Consider the following 15,710-nt stretch of genomic DNA (forward strand, 5'->3'; position numbering starts at 1 on the left):
GAGGTTATTTGAGCTGGTTCAGCCAGGCGGTGGATTCAAACCACTTCTTGTAGAGACGGTCGTAGCTGCCGTCGCCCTTGATCTGGCGCAGGTAGTTGTTGAACCAGTTGAGGGTGTCCTGATCCCCCTTGCGGATGGCCCAGGCCAGCGGCTCGAAGGTGAACGGCTTGTCGAGGTGTACCACGGCGCCCTGGTTCTGGGACGCGAAGATGGCGTTGTAGGGCAGGTCGTAGACGAAGGCATCCACCTTGCCGTTGATCACTTCCAGCTTGGCGTCATCCTGGGTTTCAAACTGCAGCAGGGTGGCCTTGGGGATCATGCGCTTGACCGCTTGCTCGCCGGTGGTGCCGAGTTTGACCGCGATCTTGTATTTGGGATCGTTGAGGTCCTGGAAGGATTTGATTTCGCCCGCCTTGTCCTTGCGAAGCACGATGGTCTGGCCGACGACGATGTAGGGATCGGCAAAGTTCACGCGCAGGTTGCGCTGGGGAGTGACGGTCATGCCACCCATGATGACGTCGAACTTGTCGGTCAAGAGCGCGGGGATGATGCCGTCCCAGGCGGTGTTGACGAACTCCACCTTCACGCCCATCTCCTTGGCGACCATCTTGGCGAGATCCACGTCAAAGCCGATGTACTGGCCCTGCTTGTTGGTCATCTCGAAGGGTTGATAGCCGGCATCGAAGCCGACCCGCAGCACACCGCGTTCCAGCACGGCATCCAGGGTGGAAGTGGGCGCGGCGTTTGCCAGCCCGCACAGCAGCAGGGTAGAGAGAATGAGTTTTTTGATCATAAATGACGTCTCTGTCGTAAATGTGGTCGGCCTTGAACCTGCTCCCGTGCGACTCCATGGCACAAGAGACTGCTGCATCCGGCAGCAGGCAAGACAGGATTATTGTCTTGGTCGGGGCAAAAGCCCCATATGAGATTCTATGAATGGTTCGTTGGATGAAAAATGTACCAAAACCTGTTTGTGCCAGAAGACTCAATAAGTTATGGAGACTTTTATCCCTCGTGGTGACTCATAAAACCACATGAAAACAACATATCTATCTAATGGCGCCGGTTCAAGTGCAAAATATCCGGCGGCCGTCTCGGTGGAAAATCCGGGCACAGACAGGGCGTTGCCCGGCACGCTTCACGGGGAATGAGGCGTGCGAGCAGGGCAAATATTTTTGCCCGGCCCATAGGCTCCCTCTGTGTCTTGTCATGGGCTTCCCATATACTCAGCCATCCCCATTGGAAGGTTCGGGAATGGACGCCTCAATTCTGCTCAATCTGGACGTATTTACCCTGATGTTGATGGCCCTCGGGGGCTACAGCCTGGGATTCATCACCCTCTCCATCATCTGGTCGACCCACAGGGAAATACCCGGTCTCGGGCTCTGGTGGTGGTCCAGCCTCTGTGCCCTGGCGGCGCAATCGCTCTTCTTCATGCAGGCATTTGCCCCCCATATCGCGGGGATCTGGCTGGCCAACCTGCTCATCACCTTCTGCCTCGCCCTGATGCCACTCGCCATCCAGCGCTTCTTCGGGGAGCCGCCAAACTGGCGGGCATTCACCCTCTTCATGCTGGTCTACCTGCTGATCCTCTGCTGGAGCGTCATCTTCAACGACAAGATGGCCCCCCGGGTGCTGTTGGCCTGCCTGAGCTACATGATGGTGGGGGCGGTGATTGTCTGGCTCATCTGGCGCCATGGCTACCCTGACTATCTGCCCGCTGTGCTGGTGTTCACCGTGGTCAACATCCTGCTCTACGGTTTCAATCTGGTGCGCATGGGGGCCCTGCTCGGCGGCGAGGTGCGGGTCCTGATGGATCAGCATGCGGTCAATGTGCTCCCCTTCCTTTCCATGCTGATGGGCAACTATCTGTCGACCTTCGGGGTGCTGCTGCTCTGTACCCAGTACCGGGCCCTGGCCCTGCGGCGACAGGCCAGCCAGGATCCCCTGACCGGCCTCCTGAACCGGCGCGGCTTCATGGATCACTGCGTGACGATGGCAAGGCAGGGGGCGCTGGTGGTGCTGGATCTCGACGACTTCAAGCAGATCAACGATCGCCACGGTCACGAGACCGGGGACAGGGTGCTGGAGGCGGTGGGTCGCTATCTTGCCGGCCAGCGGGATCTGGTGGCCAGCCGCTTCGGCGGGGAAGAGTTTGTGCTGCTGTTGCCCGAGTGGGACCCCCTGGCCCAGCAGGCGCGCTGCGAGCAGATCCGCCAGGGAATAGAAACGCTGGAGCTGAAGGGGGTCCGGGTGACGGCCAGCCTGGGGTGGGTGCCCAGCGCCCGTGAATGGCACTTTGACACCCTGTTCAGCCTGGCAGATCGCGCTCTCTATCAGGCCAAGCGGGAGGGCAAGAACCGGATCTGTCAGGGGGCCTGATCCCCCGTCAGGTCATGCCCGGCCGGTGGCCGTCGGCTCCGACCGGACAAAGGCATACCGAGTCAGCCACCTGGTCGCATCAGACCAGAATGGCCGCCTGGCGGCCTGTCAGCGGTGCAACTCCCCCGCGCGTTCCGGCTGATAGACCACTTCCAGGATCTCCACCTGGATGGTGCGACCGGCCGGCCCAGGCCAGGCGATGCTGTCACCCACCTTGAGCCCCAGCAGGGCGCTGCCCACTGGCGCCAACACGGAGATCTTCGATTCGTCCCCCTGTACATCCTTTGGATAGACCAGCGTCAGGCAGAAGTCGTTGCCACTGTTTTGCATCTTGAAGCGCACCGTGCTGTTCATGGTCACCACGTCCGGCGGCATGTCGGCGGGTTCGCGGATCTCGGCGCGATCCAGCTCCTCTTGCAGGGCAAGGTGCTGGGGGTGGTTGCCAAGCAGCTGTTCGATGCGATCCAGATCCAGGCTGGAGATGACGAGATGAGGCTGTTTCATAGGGTATTTCCTTATCAATGACTGAAAGGACCAGGATGACGGGCAGACTGGTCGACAAAAAACGGTGCAAGGGTAATAAGCAGACAGCAAAAGCGATGCCCCCGAGCGACTCGCGCAGCGGGGCGAGGGCGGGGGCTCAGCGGGGTGTGAGCGTACTGGAAAAAATCATGATTGCTTTCATGGAGATACCATAACCATTCTGGGGTGGTTTGGCAATTGGGCTGACTTTCTCATCAGGGAGCCTGGTAATCGTACTGGTGCAGGATGCGCGCGAGACTGCCATCCTCCCTCATTTCCTGAATGACCCGGCGCCAGCGCAGCGCCTCGCTGCGGGAGAAGCGGGGGCTGGCGGCCAGGTAGAGGGTGCTCTGCTGCAAGGTCTCGCCCCGCACCAGATCCGGAAGCGGCAGGCCCGCCCGCTGCTGGTTGTAACGGGCGGTGTTCCAGGCCACCGCCCAGGCCTGGATGCGGCCGCGCGCCAGCTTGCTGGCGTTGCTGACCTCCTCGGTGACCAGCTCCCGGGTCACCCCTGTCAGCGGCTGGATCAGGCTCTGGCTATGGGAGCCACGCATCACGCCAACGGTGAGGCCAGGCAGCGTCTTCATGGAGAGCGGCGCTGGATGGTGACGGCGATGGCTGACCAGCACGAAGGCCTCCCCCAGCAGGGGGGCAATCCAGAGAAACAGTGGTTCGCGCTGGGGATTTCGGGCCGGGGGCAACAACAGGACATCCGGGCGGTGGCTGGCCTGGCTGAGGGCGCGAGCCAGCGGCATCAACTCGATCTCGAGCGGTTCCCCGAGGCGGCGGGCAGCCTCCTCCAGCACCTCGATGGCCATGCCGCTCGGCGCACCCTGCTGGGCGCGGATCACATAGGGGGGAATGTCCGCGGCCACGACGACCACGGCACGGGCCGAAAAGGCGCAGACGATCAGAGGGGAGAGCAGCAGAAGCAGAGTAACAAGGCGCATGGATGTTCGGGTCCGGGATGAGTACAGAGAGTGTAACATCCCGTTACGCCATGTCAGCCAGGCGATTGCCGCCTGGGGGGATCAGTCGAAGAAATCCCGCAGATCCAGGGTCTGGTACCCTGCCAGTTGCTGCCAGGGGAGGGTCTTTGGCAGCGGCTTGAGCGTCACCTCCATCCGGTAGCTGCGATAACCGTCGAGGCTTGCCGACTCCACCACCAGGGGCAACTGCCAGCGGCTCGACCAGAGGATGCGGGTACGCTGGCGACCTTCGCGGGTCTCGTACCAGTTCGCCTGGTCGGGGGCGGCCTCATCCAGCGGTGTCATTCCCTCTAACAGGGAAGGGTTGATGAGGTGGCGGATCCGCGGCCAGTCGGGCTTGAAGGCCACTTGACCGTACTCCTCCTGCGGCACCTCCACCAGCTGGTTGTGCCAGGCATCGGCGTAGCGCAACTGGAGTGCGTCTCCCTCGCTGCGGGTCACCCAGCGCGCCGCCATCTGGTGAGTGAAGTGCTTGTGGCCGGGGCGGGCATCGTGGGTGGCGTGATAGGCACGGGCCAGGGGAACGGGAATGAGCCGCTGGCTCCACACCTGGTCACCGACCCGCAGCCACTTCTCCTGCCACTGGCTCTCCCGGGTGATGCCGTCGCTGCCGGTCACCCTGTCCACGTAGCGGATGCGGGCGGCCAGATCGGGCACCTCGTCGGCCAGGAGGGGAAAGGAGAGGGCGCTGCCCAGCAGCCATAAAGAAAGCAGATATTTCATCATCGTCTCTCGCTCGACGGAAAAGGTGCCCGGCGCGGTGCCGGGCCCCTTTATCACAGGCCGAGGGCCTCCCTGAGCTTGCCGAACACCCGGGTGTTGTCGAGGGTGCCCTTGAACTGGCTGCTGCCGGCGCCGCCCGCGAACAGCATCACATCGCCGCCGCCGTGAGTCTCGGAGCCGAGCTTGACCCCGGTTTCCTGCAGGTAGTCATCCGCCATCACCTCATCGCTGGTAAGGGTGGGGCGCTGGTCCTGGCGGTTGGGGCCGTTGCCGAACACCAGAGTAGTGAACGGTTTGCCATCCGCGTCGTTCTGGGTCGAGCCATCGGCGTTCTTGACCAGATCCAGCACTTTGTTGCCCTTGGCGGAATAGCCGTTGATGGTCATGGTGTGGTCGTGGTCGGCGGTAACCACGATCAGGGTATCGCTCAAATCCACTTTGCCGAGGGCCGTCTTGACCGCCTCGTCCAGCGCCACCGCATCGGTCAGGGATCGCTTGGCGTTGGTGGCATGCAGGGCGTGGTCGATACGCCCCCCCTCCACCATCAGGAAGTAGCCCTGGCTGTTCTGGCTGAGCAGATCGATCGCCTTGGCGGTCATCTCGGAGAGGGACGGCTGGGTACTGGCCGCCCCCTTGGCGACGCGGTCCAGTTCGTAGTCGAGGTGGGACTTGGTGCTGAACAGCCCCAGCACCTTGCCCGAGTTGACAGCAGAGAGCTCATCCTTGGTGGTGACATAGCGGTAGCCCCGGGCGGTCAGCTCGGCGGTGAGATCCCGGCCGTCGGCCCGGCCGCCCTTGTTGCTGGCGCTGTAGGGCGTCCAGTGGTTGGCGCCGCCCCCCATCAGCACATCGACCCCATCCCCCAGCGCCTGGTTGAAGCCGGCGCCGCCCGGTACCGCCTGCTCGGCGATGGCGTAGGCCGCATCCCGGTGGCAGATATGGGAATAGGTCGCCGCCGGGGTGGCATGGGTGAGCTCCGTGGTCGTGACGGCTCCCACCGACTTGCCGGCTGCCTTGGCCAGCTCGAGAAGGGTGGGCACCGGGCTTCCGTTGTCGCTGGTGCAGTTGTTGATGCCCTTGTTGCCGTTGGCATCCTTGGACGGTGCCACGGCCCTGGTGTCGCTGCTCATGGCGATCACCTCGTTGTTCATCTTGACGCCGGTGGTGTAGGCCGCCATGGAGGGGGCGGAGTCCGTGGTCTGGGCATCGTGGGAGAAGGTCTTGATGCGCGCGCTCTGGGGCAGTTTCATCATCTCGAGATCCCCCTCTTCCCCCACCTTGAACAGGCGGGTGGCGGTGAGCACGGTGGGGCCCATGCCGTCACCTATAAAGAGGATGACGTTCTTGGCATCGGCGGCGTGCGCCTGGGAGAGGCCGCCAAGCGTGCCGAGCAGGGCGGTGCAGACCAGCGTCTTTTTCATGGTGATGTTCATCCTGATAATCCCTTACAGCTTGGCCGCAGCCTTGATCTTGCCGAACACGGCGGTGTTGTCGAGAGAGCCGTGGAAGCGCTCCGCCCCTTGGCCGATGGCGCCGAGGAAGACATCGGTACCACCGTGGGTCTCGTTGCCTATCTCGCCCACCTTGACCACCACCTCCTGGTGATAGTCGTCGGCGGAGGCGGTGGCGTCGTCGAGGGCCGCCACGCTGCTGCGCGGGCCGTCCACCCGGTTGTAGCCGTTGCCAAAGCCGATGATGGTGTAGGGCATGCCATCGCTATCCTTGCTCGGCTCGCCGGTCTCGTAGTTCTTCACCAGCCCGAGCACGCCCGCATTGCCTGCCGTGGTCTTGCCGGTGCGCTTGGCATAACCATTCAGGACTAGCGTGTGGTCATGGTCGGCGGTGACCACGATCAGGGTGTTTTTCAGCTCGGGATCGGTTTTCTTCACTTCATTGATGGCGGCCTGGATGGCGTTGTCGAAGGCGAGGGTATCCTGCAGGGCGCGCTTGGCGTTGGTGTCGTGCAGGGCGTGATCGATGCGCCCCCCTTCCACCATCAGGAAGTAGCCCTTCTCTTTGCCCTTGAGCTGCTTGATGGCAGCCAGGGTCATCTGGGCCAGTGACGGCTCGCTGGCGGGTCGGTCCAGGTCATATTTCATGTGGCTTGAGCCGAACAGGCCCAGCAGCGGCTTGCTCGCATCGGCCTGGTTCAGCTCGTCCAGGGTGGCGGCAAACTGATAGCCCTTCGCCTTCATCTCGTCGATGAGGTTGCGACCATCGGTCCGCTTGCCCTTGTCGGCGCTGGGCAGGAAGAAGCTGCTGCCGCCGCCGAGCACCACGTCCAGCCCCTCCTTCAGGGCGCTGTTGTAACCGCTGCCCCCCGGCACCATCTGGACGGCGATATCAGCCTCCAGATCCCGGTTGCAGATATGGGCATAGGTGGCGGCCGGGGTGGCGTGGGTGACCCGGGTGGTGGTGACCACGCCGGTGCCGCGGCCATCGGCCTTGGCCAGCTCCAGCAGGGTGGTCACCGCTTTGCCGCCGCTCTGGCTGCAATCGCTCTCCTGGGTGGCGTCGCTGTCCATGCTGATGACGCCGTTGTTGCTCTTGACCCCGGTCATGTAGGCCGCCATGGAGGGGGCCGAGTCGGTCACCTGGGCATCGTGGGAGAAGGTCTTGATGAAGGCCGTTTCCGGCAGGGTGTCGATGGTGAGGCTGCCCTCTTCACCGACGCCATAGATCCGGGAGGCGGTGAGGGTGTTGAGACCCATGCCGTCGCCGAGGAAGAAGATCACGTTCTTGGCGCGGGGTTCCGGGGTGTTGCTGTCGTTGTTGGAGTTGCAGCCGGCGGCCAGGGCGGCGCCTATCATCACTGCAAGTCCTGCCATCTTTCTCATTGGGGTTCGCTCCTTGTGAAACCTGAGCGCAGCCTAGAGGGGGCAGATGACACTTTTAGTGAAGAGAGATGACAATGCGGTGAAAGCGCCTTGTAAATGTTATCTTATATCAATGGGTTATGTTGATTGTGTTCTGCCACTCACCTCCCGGTGGCGTAGCGGGCATCCGGCCACCCGGGTGACAACACCCGGCAAGAATAGCCTGTCAAATCGGGGCCGCAGCAGGTAAAATGCGCCCCCTTGCGATGAGTGCCAGCGGTCTGGCGCATCACCACGCACCCGCAACCCCGAGCGCCCGCAGCCCCGAGAGGGGACCGCATGCCAATGAGAGAGTAACGGATATGTCCATCAACTGGTTCCCCGGCCACATGCACAAGGCCCGCAAAGAGATTGCAGAGGTCATGCCCCAGGTCGATGTCATCATCGAGATGCTCGACGCCCGCATCCCCTTCTCCAGCGAGAACCCCCTGGTGCCGGAGCTGCGCGGGGAGACGCCGGTGATCAAGGTGCTCAACAAGGCAGACCTTGCCGACCCCGAGATCACCGAGCTGTGGGTGGCCCACATGGAGCAGGAAAAGGGGATCAAGGCACTGCCCCTGACCCAGCAGGAGCCTACGATGATCAAGCAACTGCTGACCCTGTGCCACGAGATGCTGCCGGAGCGCAACTTCGAGCTGCGCGGGGTGCGCGGGGTGCGCGGGGTGCGCGCCATGATCATGGGCATCCCCAACGTGGGCAAGTCCACCCTGATCAACACCCTGGCGGGGCGCATCATCGCCAAGACCGGCAACGAGGCGGGGGTGACCAAGTCCCAGCAGCGGATCAAGCTCGACAACCACGTCATCCTGACGGACACCCCTGGCTTCCTGTGGCCCAAGCTCAATCCGCCCTCCTGCGGTTATCGACTGGCGATCACGGCGGCCATCAAGGATACCGTCTTCGATTACGCCGACATCGCCATGTTTGCCGCCGACTACTTCATCAAGGCCTATCCGGAGCGCATCAAGGCACGCTACCAGCTGAGCGAGCTGCCGGAGACCGAGATCGAGCTGCTGGATCTCATTGCCCGTCAGCGCGGCTTCATGCGCAAGGGGGGGCTTGCGGATCTGCACAAGGCCTCGGAAATTCTGGTCAATGAATTCCGGTCCGGCATGCTGGGGCGGATCTCCCTGGAGACGCCAGAGATGGTGAGCGTCGAGATAGTGGAAGCCCAGGCCGAGGCCGAGCAGAAAGCCAGGGAGAAGGCGGAGCGGGAAGAGGAGCGCCAGGCCCGGGCTCGTCGCAAGTACGCCAAGAAGCGCCAGCGCTGACCGGCGTTGTGCACGATAGGTTGTGCTTGTTAGAAAGAAGAGGCGGCCCTGGGCCGCCTCTTCTGGTCATGGCGCTCTGGCGTGAGGGAGGCACAGAGTCGATATTCAACCGCCCGGTTCCCCTCATCATGACCAAGGTGTCGGCCAATCAAGGGGATGAGGCTCCCGTCAGGGGAGGGCCGTGCCGCGTTGCCATCACGGTGGGCAGCAAAACCTTGCGACCCGGCCTCAGTGCCGATTGACAAAGGCACAGGCGGTGGCATGATGCGCTCGCATTTTGCCTCTCCCCACGGTTCTATCCATGACCACATACTCCCGCCCGGTGCTGCTCCTGCTCTGTGGCCTGCTGTTGCTGACCCTGGCCATCGCGGTATTGAATACCCTGGTGCCGCTCTGGCTCGCCCATGAGCATCTGCCCACCTGGCAGGTTGGCATGGTCGGCTCCTCCTATTTCACCGGCAACCTGCTGGGAACCCTGCTGGCGGGCAGACTCATCGCCCGCTGCGGCTTCAATCGCAGTTACTACCTGGCCAGTGCGCTCTTTGCCGCAGGCTGCGTCGGGCTCGGCATTACCCTGGCGTTCTGGAGCTGGCTCGCCTGGCGATTCATCGCCGGGGTCGGCTGCGCCATGATCTGGGTGGTGGTGGAGAGCGCGCTGATGTGCAGCGGCAACGCCCGCAATCGAGGGCGCCTGCTGGCCGCCTACATGATGGTCTATTACGTGGGCACTGTGCTTGGGCAACTGCTGGTGAGCAAGGTGCCGACGTCGCTGATGGCGGTGCTGCCCTGGGTGACCGCCCTGGTGTTGACGGCCATGCTGCCGCTCTTGTTCACCCGCATCGCCAGTCCGTCAGGCAACCACCAGGCCAGGACTCCGGTCTGGCCGATGCTGCGCCTGCGTCAGGCGCGTCTGGGGGTGAACGGCTGCATCCTCTCCGGCATCGTGCTGGGGGTGCTTTATGGTCTGATGCCGCTCTATCTGAACCACCAGGGGGTGAGCGACGGGGCCATCGGCTACTGGATGGCGGTGATGGTGAGCGCCGGCATCCTGGGGCAATGGCCTGTGGGACGTCTGGCGGATCGTTTCGGGCGCCTGCCGGTGCTGCGGGTACAGGTGCTGGTGGTGATCCTGGGGGCCATGGCGATGCTCGGCAACGCGGCCATGGCACCGACGCTGTTCATTCTGGGGGCCGCGGGCTTCACGCTCTATCCGGTGGCCATGGCCTGGGCCTGCGAGAAGGTGGAGCAGCATCAACTGGTGGCCATGAACCAGGCGCTGCTGCTGAGCTACACCATCGGCAGCCTGCTCGGGCCGACCCTGACGGCGCTCTTGATGCAGCACTACTCGGATCATCTGCTGTTCATGGTGATTGCCGGGGTCTCCCTGGTCTATCTGCTGATGCTGCTGCGCAAGATGGGCGAGCACCCGACGCCGATGGCCCATGCCTGAGGGCAGACGGCGTCATCATCCCTGTGCACGGATATAGAAGAGGCGACCCAAGGGTCGCCTCTTTTTCGTCATGGGCCGGGTGGTGCCGCTCAACCAAACCGGTGTCTTGCTACTTCAAAGAGCGAGAGGTGCAGCGGGATCAACTGCTGCCAGTCTCGCCGGTAACCCCCTCCCGGTACGGCGGTGATGGGCAGCCCGTGGCGAAGCGCAGAGTCAAAGACCATGGCATCGCGCTGGCGCACGCCTGAGTCGCTCAGGGAGAGGTAGCCTAGCTCGTCGTCCCGGTGCACATCCACCCCGGCCTGATAGAGGATGAAGTCGGGGGCGTAGAGGCGATGAGCCAGGGCGAGGGCCTGGTTCAGGGTCTCGAGATAGGCGTCGTCCTCCATGCCGCTTGGCAGGGCGAAATCCAGGTGGGAGGCTGGCTTGTGGCGGGGGAAGTTGTGTTCCCCGTGCAGGGAGAGGGTGATGATGTCACGGCTGCCCGTGCACAGGGCGGCGCTGCCATCTCCCTGATGGACATCGAGATCCACGATCAGTACCCGCTCGCAGAGTCCCTCGTCCAGGCATGTTCGTGCCGCGATCACCAGATCGTTGAAGAGGCAGAAGCCGCTGCCAAATCCCCGGTGGGCGTGGTGGTAGCCGCCGGAGATCTGCAGTCCGCAGCCCTGCGCAAGGGCGTGGCGGCTGGCGGCCAGGGTGGCGCCGACCGAGTGCAGGGTACGTTCAATCAGCAGGGAAGACCACGGAAAGCCGAGCCGGCGAATGGCCCCTTCATCGAGGGTGCCGGCGAGGGCGGCCTGTACATAGGCCGCATCGTGCACCTTCTCTATCTGCTCACGGCTGGCAGGGGCGGCCTGTGCCAGCGGATAGTCGAGGGCGACGAGGCGTTCAAACAGCGCCTGGTACTTGGCCAGGGGGAAGCGGTGACGCTCGGGCAGCGTCAGGGCGGAGTAGTGGGGGTGATAGAAGATGCGCAGTGACATGAAGCATCGGCCATGAACGGGTATGAAAAAGGGGAGCCAGGCTCCCCTCGATGCAGGCGTGCGATGCGCCTTACTGCTGCTGGATCACCCAGATCTGGAAGGCTTTGCGGGTCTCCGCATCGGCCTTGTTGTACCAGCTCTGCAGCTGGGTCAGGGCTTCCGGGTTGCTCATGGCCTTGCTCGGGGCCACTTCCACCGGTGCGCTGGCGGCAGCCATCACGGCGGCGGTGGAGACGGAAACGGTCTTGGGCTGGTTGAAGGCCTTGCCCATCTTCAGCAGCTCCTGCTGATAGTCACGTGTCAGCTGGAAGCCACCCACGGTCGGCATGACGAACTGCTCGGATTTCAGGACCTGGCCGGTGGATTTGTCTTTCAGAACGACGTTCTGTTCCTTGACGAAACGCTTGGCTTCTTCTTCCTTGCGGGGCTTCTTGAAGTCGAGGAAGAGTTGCTGGTTGTCGGCGGCGGTGAAGTTGATCACCAGGGGCTCTGCGGTGACCAGCTTGGTTTCACTGCGGCTGGAGTAGTTGCCCTCGAAGGCGACCACGACCTGGTGCCTGCCGGGCTCCAGGGAGAAGACGGTGGCTTTGTCGAGCAGCTGGGGGTTGACGGGTTCGCCATCGAGCAGCTGGATGACATAGGGATTCGTAATTTCCAGTTGGCTAGCGGCCAGGGCGCTACCTGCCCACAACAGACCAGCCAGGGCCGGTACCAGAACAGTCAGTTTCATTTCATCTCCTTGAACAGTCAGGCAATTGCCCACTGAAAAATAGGGGGTCATTTTTACAGGTTTGCCCCACAGCGGCAATAGCCGTTTATGGCGCCTTCCGGTGTGCGCGGTGTGGATCCCGCTGCCCCGAGCCCTGCGGGCAGCGTGCTCTTCTATCTTCCTGCCCCCTCCTGACATGAGGGACAGGGGAGCACATGACGGGCGTCAGCCGTGTCACTCGATGCGTCGGGTGAAGGGGGGGAGGGCGTCCAGCAGCCCCTTGCCGTAGCGCTTGGTCAGCAGGCGCCGGTCCAGGATGGTGACCCGCCCCCGATCCGCCTCTTTTCGGATGAGGCGGCCACAGGCCTGGATGAGCTTGCGCGACGCTTCCGGCACCGTCAGTTGCAGGAAGGGGTTGCCACCGCGCTGCTCTATCCACTCGGCGGTCGCCTCTTCCACGGGGGAGTTGGGCACCGCGAAGGGGAGCTTGGTGATCACCAGGTTGGTGAGGTAGTGGCCAGGCAGATCCAGCCCTTCCGAGAAGCTGCCGGTGCCAAAGAGGATGCTGGCCTGGCCGCCGTCGCACTTCTGTTTGTGCAGGAGGAGCAGGGCGCTGCGGGACGCTTCCCCCTGTACCAGGAGCGACATCCCCTTGGCCCGCAGCCCCACCGCCACCTCGTTCATCTGGCGATAGGAGGAGAAGAGCACCAGGCTGGCCTCCTTGCCTGCCAGCAGGCGAGGCAGGGTATCGATCAACTCCTGGGTGAAGGCGGGGGCACTGGGCTCATGGGCCATCTTGGGCAGATAGAGTTCGGCCTTGTGGTAGTCGAAGGGGGAGCGCAGCCGCAGATAGCGGGTGCCGTCATGCTCCTTGAGCCCTACCTGGTGGCGAAAATAACTGAAGGAGGAGAGGGCGGTGAGGGTCGCCGACACCAGCACGGCCCCGAGACAGCGGGACCAGAGCCACTCCTCCAGCAGATACCCCACCTCGATGGGGGAGGCGTGCAACCAGATGTCCCCGTCCTCGCTTCTGGCCATCCAGCGGGCAAGGGGGGTCTTGCCGGTGGGAACATGGCGGCTCAGCATCTCCCAGAGGGCGCAGAAGCTCTCGAGCCGTTGCAGGTGAAAACCGCTCTCCGCCAGCAGAGGCTCGGCCTCCTTGCGACGGATTTCGCCATCCTTGAGCGCCTCGCCGATGGCCCCCTGCATTCTGTCCAGCGCCCGCAACGCCTTCTTGCTCGCCTCCTTGAGGTTTTCAGCCAGCATGGGCAGGGGATCCGGCAGCACCCCATCGGCGAATCTGTGGTGGGGCTCGCCGCCAAAGAGGTGATCATTGCTGGTGAGCCACTGCTCGAGGGCCTTGAGATCCGGCTGGAGAGAGGCCAGGGCATCCTGCAGTTTGAGCTGGGGGTCGAGGAGGCTCTCCTTGTTCAGCGTCCTGGCCAGCTTGCCAGCGCTTTGCACCAGCTTTTCCAGCCAGCGGCGGGATCCCTTGATACTGGCGCTGGCGGCGCCGTGACCCCGGGCGATGGTGGGCAGGTGATGGGCTTCGTCCAGCACATAGATGCACTCATCCGGCGGCGGCAATATGATGCCGCCCCCCATGGTGAGGTCGGAGAGCAGCAGGGCGTGGTTGACCACCAGCACGTCTGCCGCGTCCATGTCGTTGCGGGCGCGGTGGAAGGGGCAGTGCTGATGGTGGCTCAGGGCCTTGTTGCAGGTGTGGCGGTCGGCGGCGATGCGATCCCAGCACGGGTCCGGAATGGGTTTGGGCCAGTTGTCCCGATCCCCGTCCCACTTGCCTTCGGTGTAGGCCTGCCACAGCCCCTGGTAGCACGCTTTGTCAGCATCCGATGGCTTGTGTTTGCTCAATGCGCCGAAGTCGAGTTCGAAATTGGCCATCTCGCTGCCGTTTGCCGCCTGCTCCAGCAGGTGCTCGCAGCAGTAGCGCTGGCGCCCCTTGACCAGCATGAAACGAAACGGCAGCTCGCTGTGACGGTGATAAAAGGGAAGATCCTTGTGAATGAGCTGCTCCTGCAGGGCCACGGTGGCGGTGGAGATCACCAGCTTCTTCTGGGTCAGCCGTGCCACTGGTATGGCCCCCTGGGCATAGGAGAGGGACTTGCCGATGCCGGTGCCAGCCTCGGCCACCAGGATGCGGCGACTCCTGTCATATTCTCCCGTCAGGGTCTTGGCGATTTCGGCAACCAGGAAATTCTGCTCCTTGCGCGGCACAAAACCGGGTAAACCATCGGCAATCTGGCGATAGGTATTGCGGATGGTGGCTTTGAGGCGAGTCGATAGCATAAAGAAGGTGTGGCCGTGTCGGTGTAGATGGCAACAGGATACCCGCAACAGGCGGCCCGGGTCGAGGCAGGGGAGAAGCAGTCGGGTCAGCCCCGGCTTTGCACATATGTTATGAGGGAACAGGGGGTTGCAATAAACCACCAAAAAAGAGGGATTCAGGCAGAGAGTATCGCTGTAAACGTTTTCCCTGATGGGGAAAACATTGTGAGATTCAGCTCACAAATTTTTCCCTGTGACTATGGTTTTCATAAAAAGTTCCAAGTTTTTTCATTGCGGATTCGAAAACCCGGTGATAGTCTCGGCGCCATAGTGATGCAAAGAACATTGCTAACACAGGGAATAACAAGGACTTAGTGTTTAATTACAGTAGGCATTGGAAACTATGAAAAAGACAATTCTGGCTATTGCTATCCCGGCTCTGTTTGCATCCGCAGCTAACGCTGCCGTCATCTATGACAAAGACGGTACCACCTTCGACATCTACGGTCGTGTACATGCCCAGTACTTCGGCGAGTACGACTCCTACGATGCAGACGCAGATTCTTACTCCAAGAATGATGGTGAGCTGACCACCTATGCCCGTCTGGGCTGGTCCGGTAAAATGGCTCTGAATGACACCTGGTCTGGCGTTGCCAAAACTGAGTGGCAACTGGCCTCCGAAAACTCCTATGACAGCGACAAGCGTGAGCTGAAGGTTCGTCACATCTATGCTGGCTTCGATGGTTCCCAGTATGGCCAGTTCCTGTTTGGTCAGACAGAAACTGCTTTCTACAATGCAACCGTCGCCAAGACCGATATCTTCAACGACTACGGTGACATGGCCAACGTCTATGATGATCGTCAAGAAGGTCAGGCTATCTATAACGGTCAGTGGAACGGTTTTGGCCTGAAAGGTGGCTACATCACCAACAACGGCAGCTATGATGCGAACTACGCTGGCTGGTCTGGTGTTGAAGGTAAAATGGACCACGGCTACACCCTGGGCGCAACCTATGACTTCGACTTTGGTCTGGGTCTGGCCGCAGGTTACGAGTCCAAGAGCTTCGAAGATGCCTCCAGCCTCACCATCACTTCCGAAAACGGTACTTTCAGTCGCGCTGATCTGACCGACAAGAATGACTGGGCTGTTGCCGCAAGCTACACCTATCAGGGTTTCTACTTCGCTGCCCTGTATAACGAATCCACCTACAAGTTCGACGGCTTCAACGATGCCAAGGCGCGTGGCTACGAGCTGGCTGCTTCCTACAACGTAGACGCCTGGACCTTCCTGGCTGGCTACAACTTCGCTGAAGCGAAAGTGGAAGGTGTAACTTCTTACGAAGACACCGTAGATTTCACCTCCATGGGTGTTGAATACGCCTTCAACTCCAAGCTGAAAGCTTACACCGAATACAAAATCCAAGGCCTGAGTCAGCAAGATGACGAGTGGACTGTTGGTATGCAATACAACTTCTAATCAAGGCTCCCTCTCATAGGGAATCGTGAAAGAGTTGAT

The 15,710-nt window shown here is 61.9% G+C and carries 13 protein-coding genes; 4 read left to right on the plus strand and 9 right to left on the minus strand.

Annotated elements, in window-relative coordinates:
- Positions 1-4: 4 nt before the first annotated feature.
- The gene (locus tag PG887_RS00350) at positions 5-793 is read right to left on the minus strand and encodes a transporter substrate-binding domain-containing protein (protein ID WP_010675255.1); all 789 of its coding nucleotides are present in this window, start codon (positions 791-793) and stop codon (positions 5-7) included.
- Positions 794-1,254: 461 nt separating this feature from the next.
- Here PG887_RS00350 and PG887_RS00355 point away from each other — a divergent pair, with 461 nt between their 5' ends.
- The gene (locus PG887_RS00355) at positions 1,255-2,382 is read left to right on the plus strand and encodes a GGDEF domain-containing protein (RefSeq protein WP_128343776.1); all 1,128 of its coding nucleotides are present in this window, start codon (positions 1,255-1,257) and stop codon (positions 2,380-2,382) included.
- A gap of 108 nt (positions 2,383-2,490) precedes the next feature.
- On the opposite strand, the gene rnk is transcribed toward PG887_RS00355, so the two are convergent.
- From rnk to PG887_RS00380, 5 genes are all read right to left on the minus strand, one after another.
- Positions 2,491-2,886, minus strand: coding sequence for a nucleoside diphosphate kinase regulator (gene rnk, locus PG887_RS00360; RefSeq protein WP_010675253.1), 396 nt, complete (start codon positions 2,884-2,886; stop codon positions 2,491-2,493).
- A 233-nt stretch (positions 2,887-3,119) separates the two neighbouring features.
- Complete coding sequence (locus PG887_RS00365; RefSeq protein WP_270820980.1) at positions 3,120-3,854, minus strand: substrate-binding periplasmic protein; 735 nt, start codon at positions 3,852-3,854, stop codon at positions 3,120-3,122.
- 81 nt (positions 3,855-3,935) lie between these two features.
- Positions 3,936-4,619 (minus strand): hypothetical protein, encoded by a 684-nt coding sequence (locus PG887_RS00370; protein ID WP_039040263.1) that lies wholly within the window; start codon positions 4,617-4,619, stop codon positions 3,936-3,938.
- Positions 4,620-4,669: 50 nt separating this feature from the next.
- Positions 4,670-6,037, minus strand: coding sequence for an alkaline phosphatase (locus tag PG887_RS00375; RefSeq protein ID WP_171865824.1), 1,368 nt, complete (start codon positions 6,035-6,037; stop codon positions 4,670-4,672).
- Positions 6,038-6,061: 24 nt separating this feature from the next.
- The gene (locus PG887_RS00380; RefSeq protein ID WP_128343774.1) at positions 6,062-7,453 is read right to left on the minus strand and encodes an alkaline phosphatase; all 1,392 of its coding nucleotides are present in this window, start codon (positions 7,451-7,453) and stop codon (positions 6,062-6,064) included.
- Between the two features lie 341 nt (positions 7,454-7,794).
- On the opposite strand from PG887_RS00380, the gene ylqF reads away from it, so the two are divergent.
- Both ylqF and PG887_RS00390 read left to right on the plus strand, forming a co-directional pair.
- Positions 7,795-8,763 carry a ribosome biogenesis GTPase YlqF gene (gene ylqF, locus PG887_RS00385; protein ID WP_128343772.1) on the plus strand — a complete coding sequence of 323 codons (969 nt, stop codon included), beginning with the start codon at positions 7,795-7,797 and terminating at the stop codon, positions 8,761-8,763.
- Between the two features lie 301 nt (positions 8,764-9,064).
- Positions 9,065-10,213, plus strand: coding sequence for an MFS transporter (locus PG887_RS00390; protein ID WP_128318272.1), 1,149 nt, complete (start codon positions 9,065-9,067; stop codon positions 10,211-10,213).
- A gap of 89 nt (positions 10,214-10,302) precedes the next feature.
- On the opposite strand, the gene PG887_RS00395 is transcribed toward PG887_RS00390, so the two are convergent.
- The 3 genes from PG887_RS00395 to dinG form a co-directional block, all read right to left on the minus strand.
- Positions 10,303-11,199: a histone deacetylase family protein gene (locus PG887_RS00395; protein WP_128343770.1), complete on the minus strand. Its 897-nt coding sequence runs from the start codon at positions 11,197-11,199 to the stop codon at positions 10,303-10,305.
- Positions 11,200-11,269: 70 nt separating this feature from the next.
- Positions 11,270-11,929 (minus strand): YccT family protein, encoded by a 660-nt coding sequence (locus tag PG887_RS00400; RefSeq protein WP_039040268.1) that lies wholly within the window; start codon positions 11,927-11,929, stop codon positions 11,270-11,272.
- Between the two features lie 213 nt (positions 11,930-12,142).
- Complete coding sequence (gene dinG / locus PG887_RS00405) at positions 12,143-14,215, minus strand: ATP-dependent DNA helicase DinG (RefSeq protein ID WP_270820981.1); 2,073 nt, start codon at positions 14,213-14,215, stop codon at positions 12,143-12,145.
- Between the two features lie 382 nt (positions 14,216-14,597).
- Between dinG and PG887_RS00410 the strand changes: the two genes are divergently transcribed.
- Positions 14,598-15,671: a porin gene (locus tag PG887_RS00410; protein WP_270805205.1), complete on the plus strand. Its 1,074-nt coding sequence runs from the start codon at positions 14,598-14,600 to the stop codon at positions 15,669-15,671.
- The last annotated feature ends 39 nt before the right edge of the window (positions 15,672-15,710 follow it).

The sequence above is a fragment of the Aeromonas sp. QDB14 genome (assembly GCF_027707845.1).
Classification (GTDB): domain Bacteria; phylum Pseudomonadota; class Gammaproteobacteria; order Enterobacterales; family Aeromonadaceae; genus Aeromonas; species Aeromonas caviae.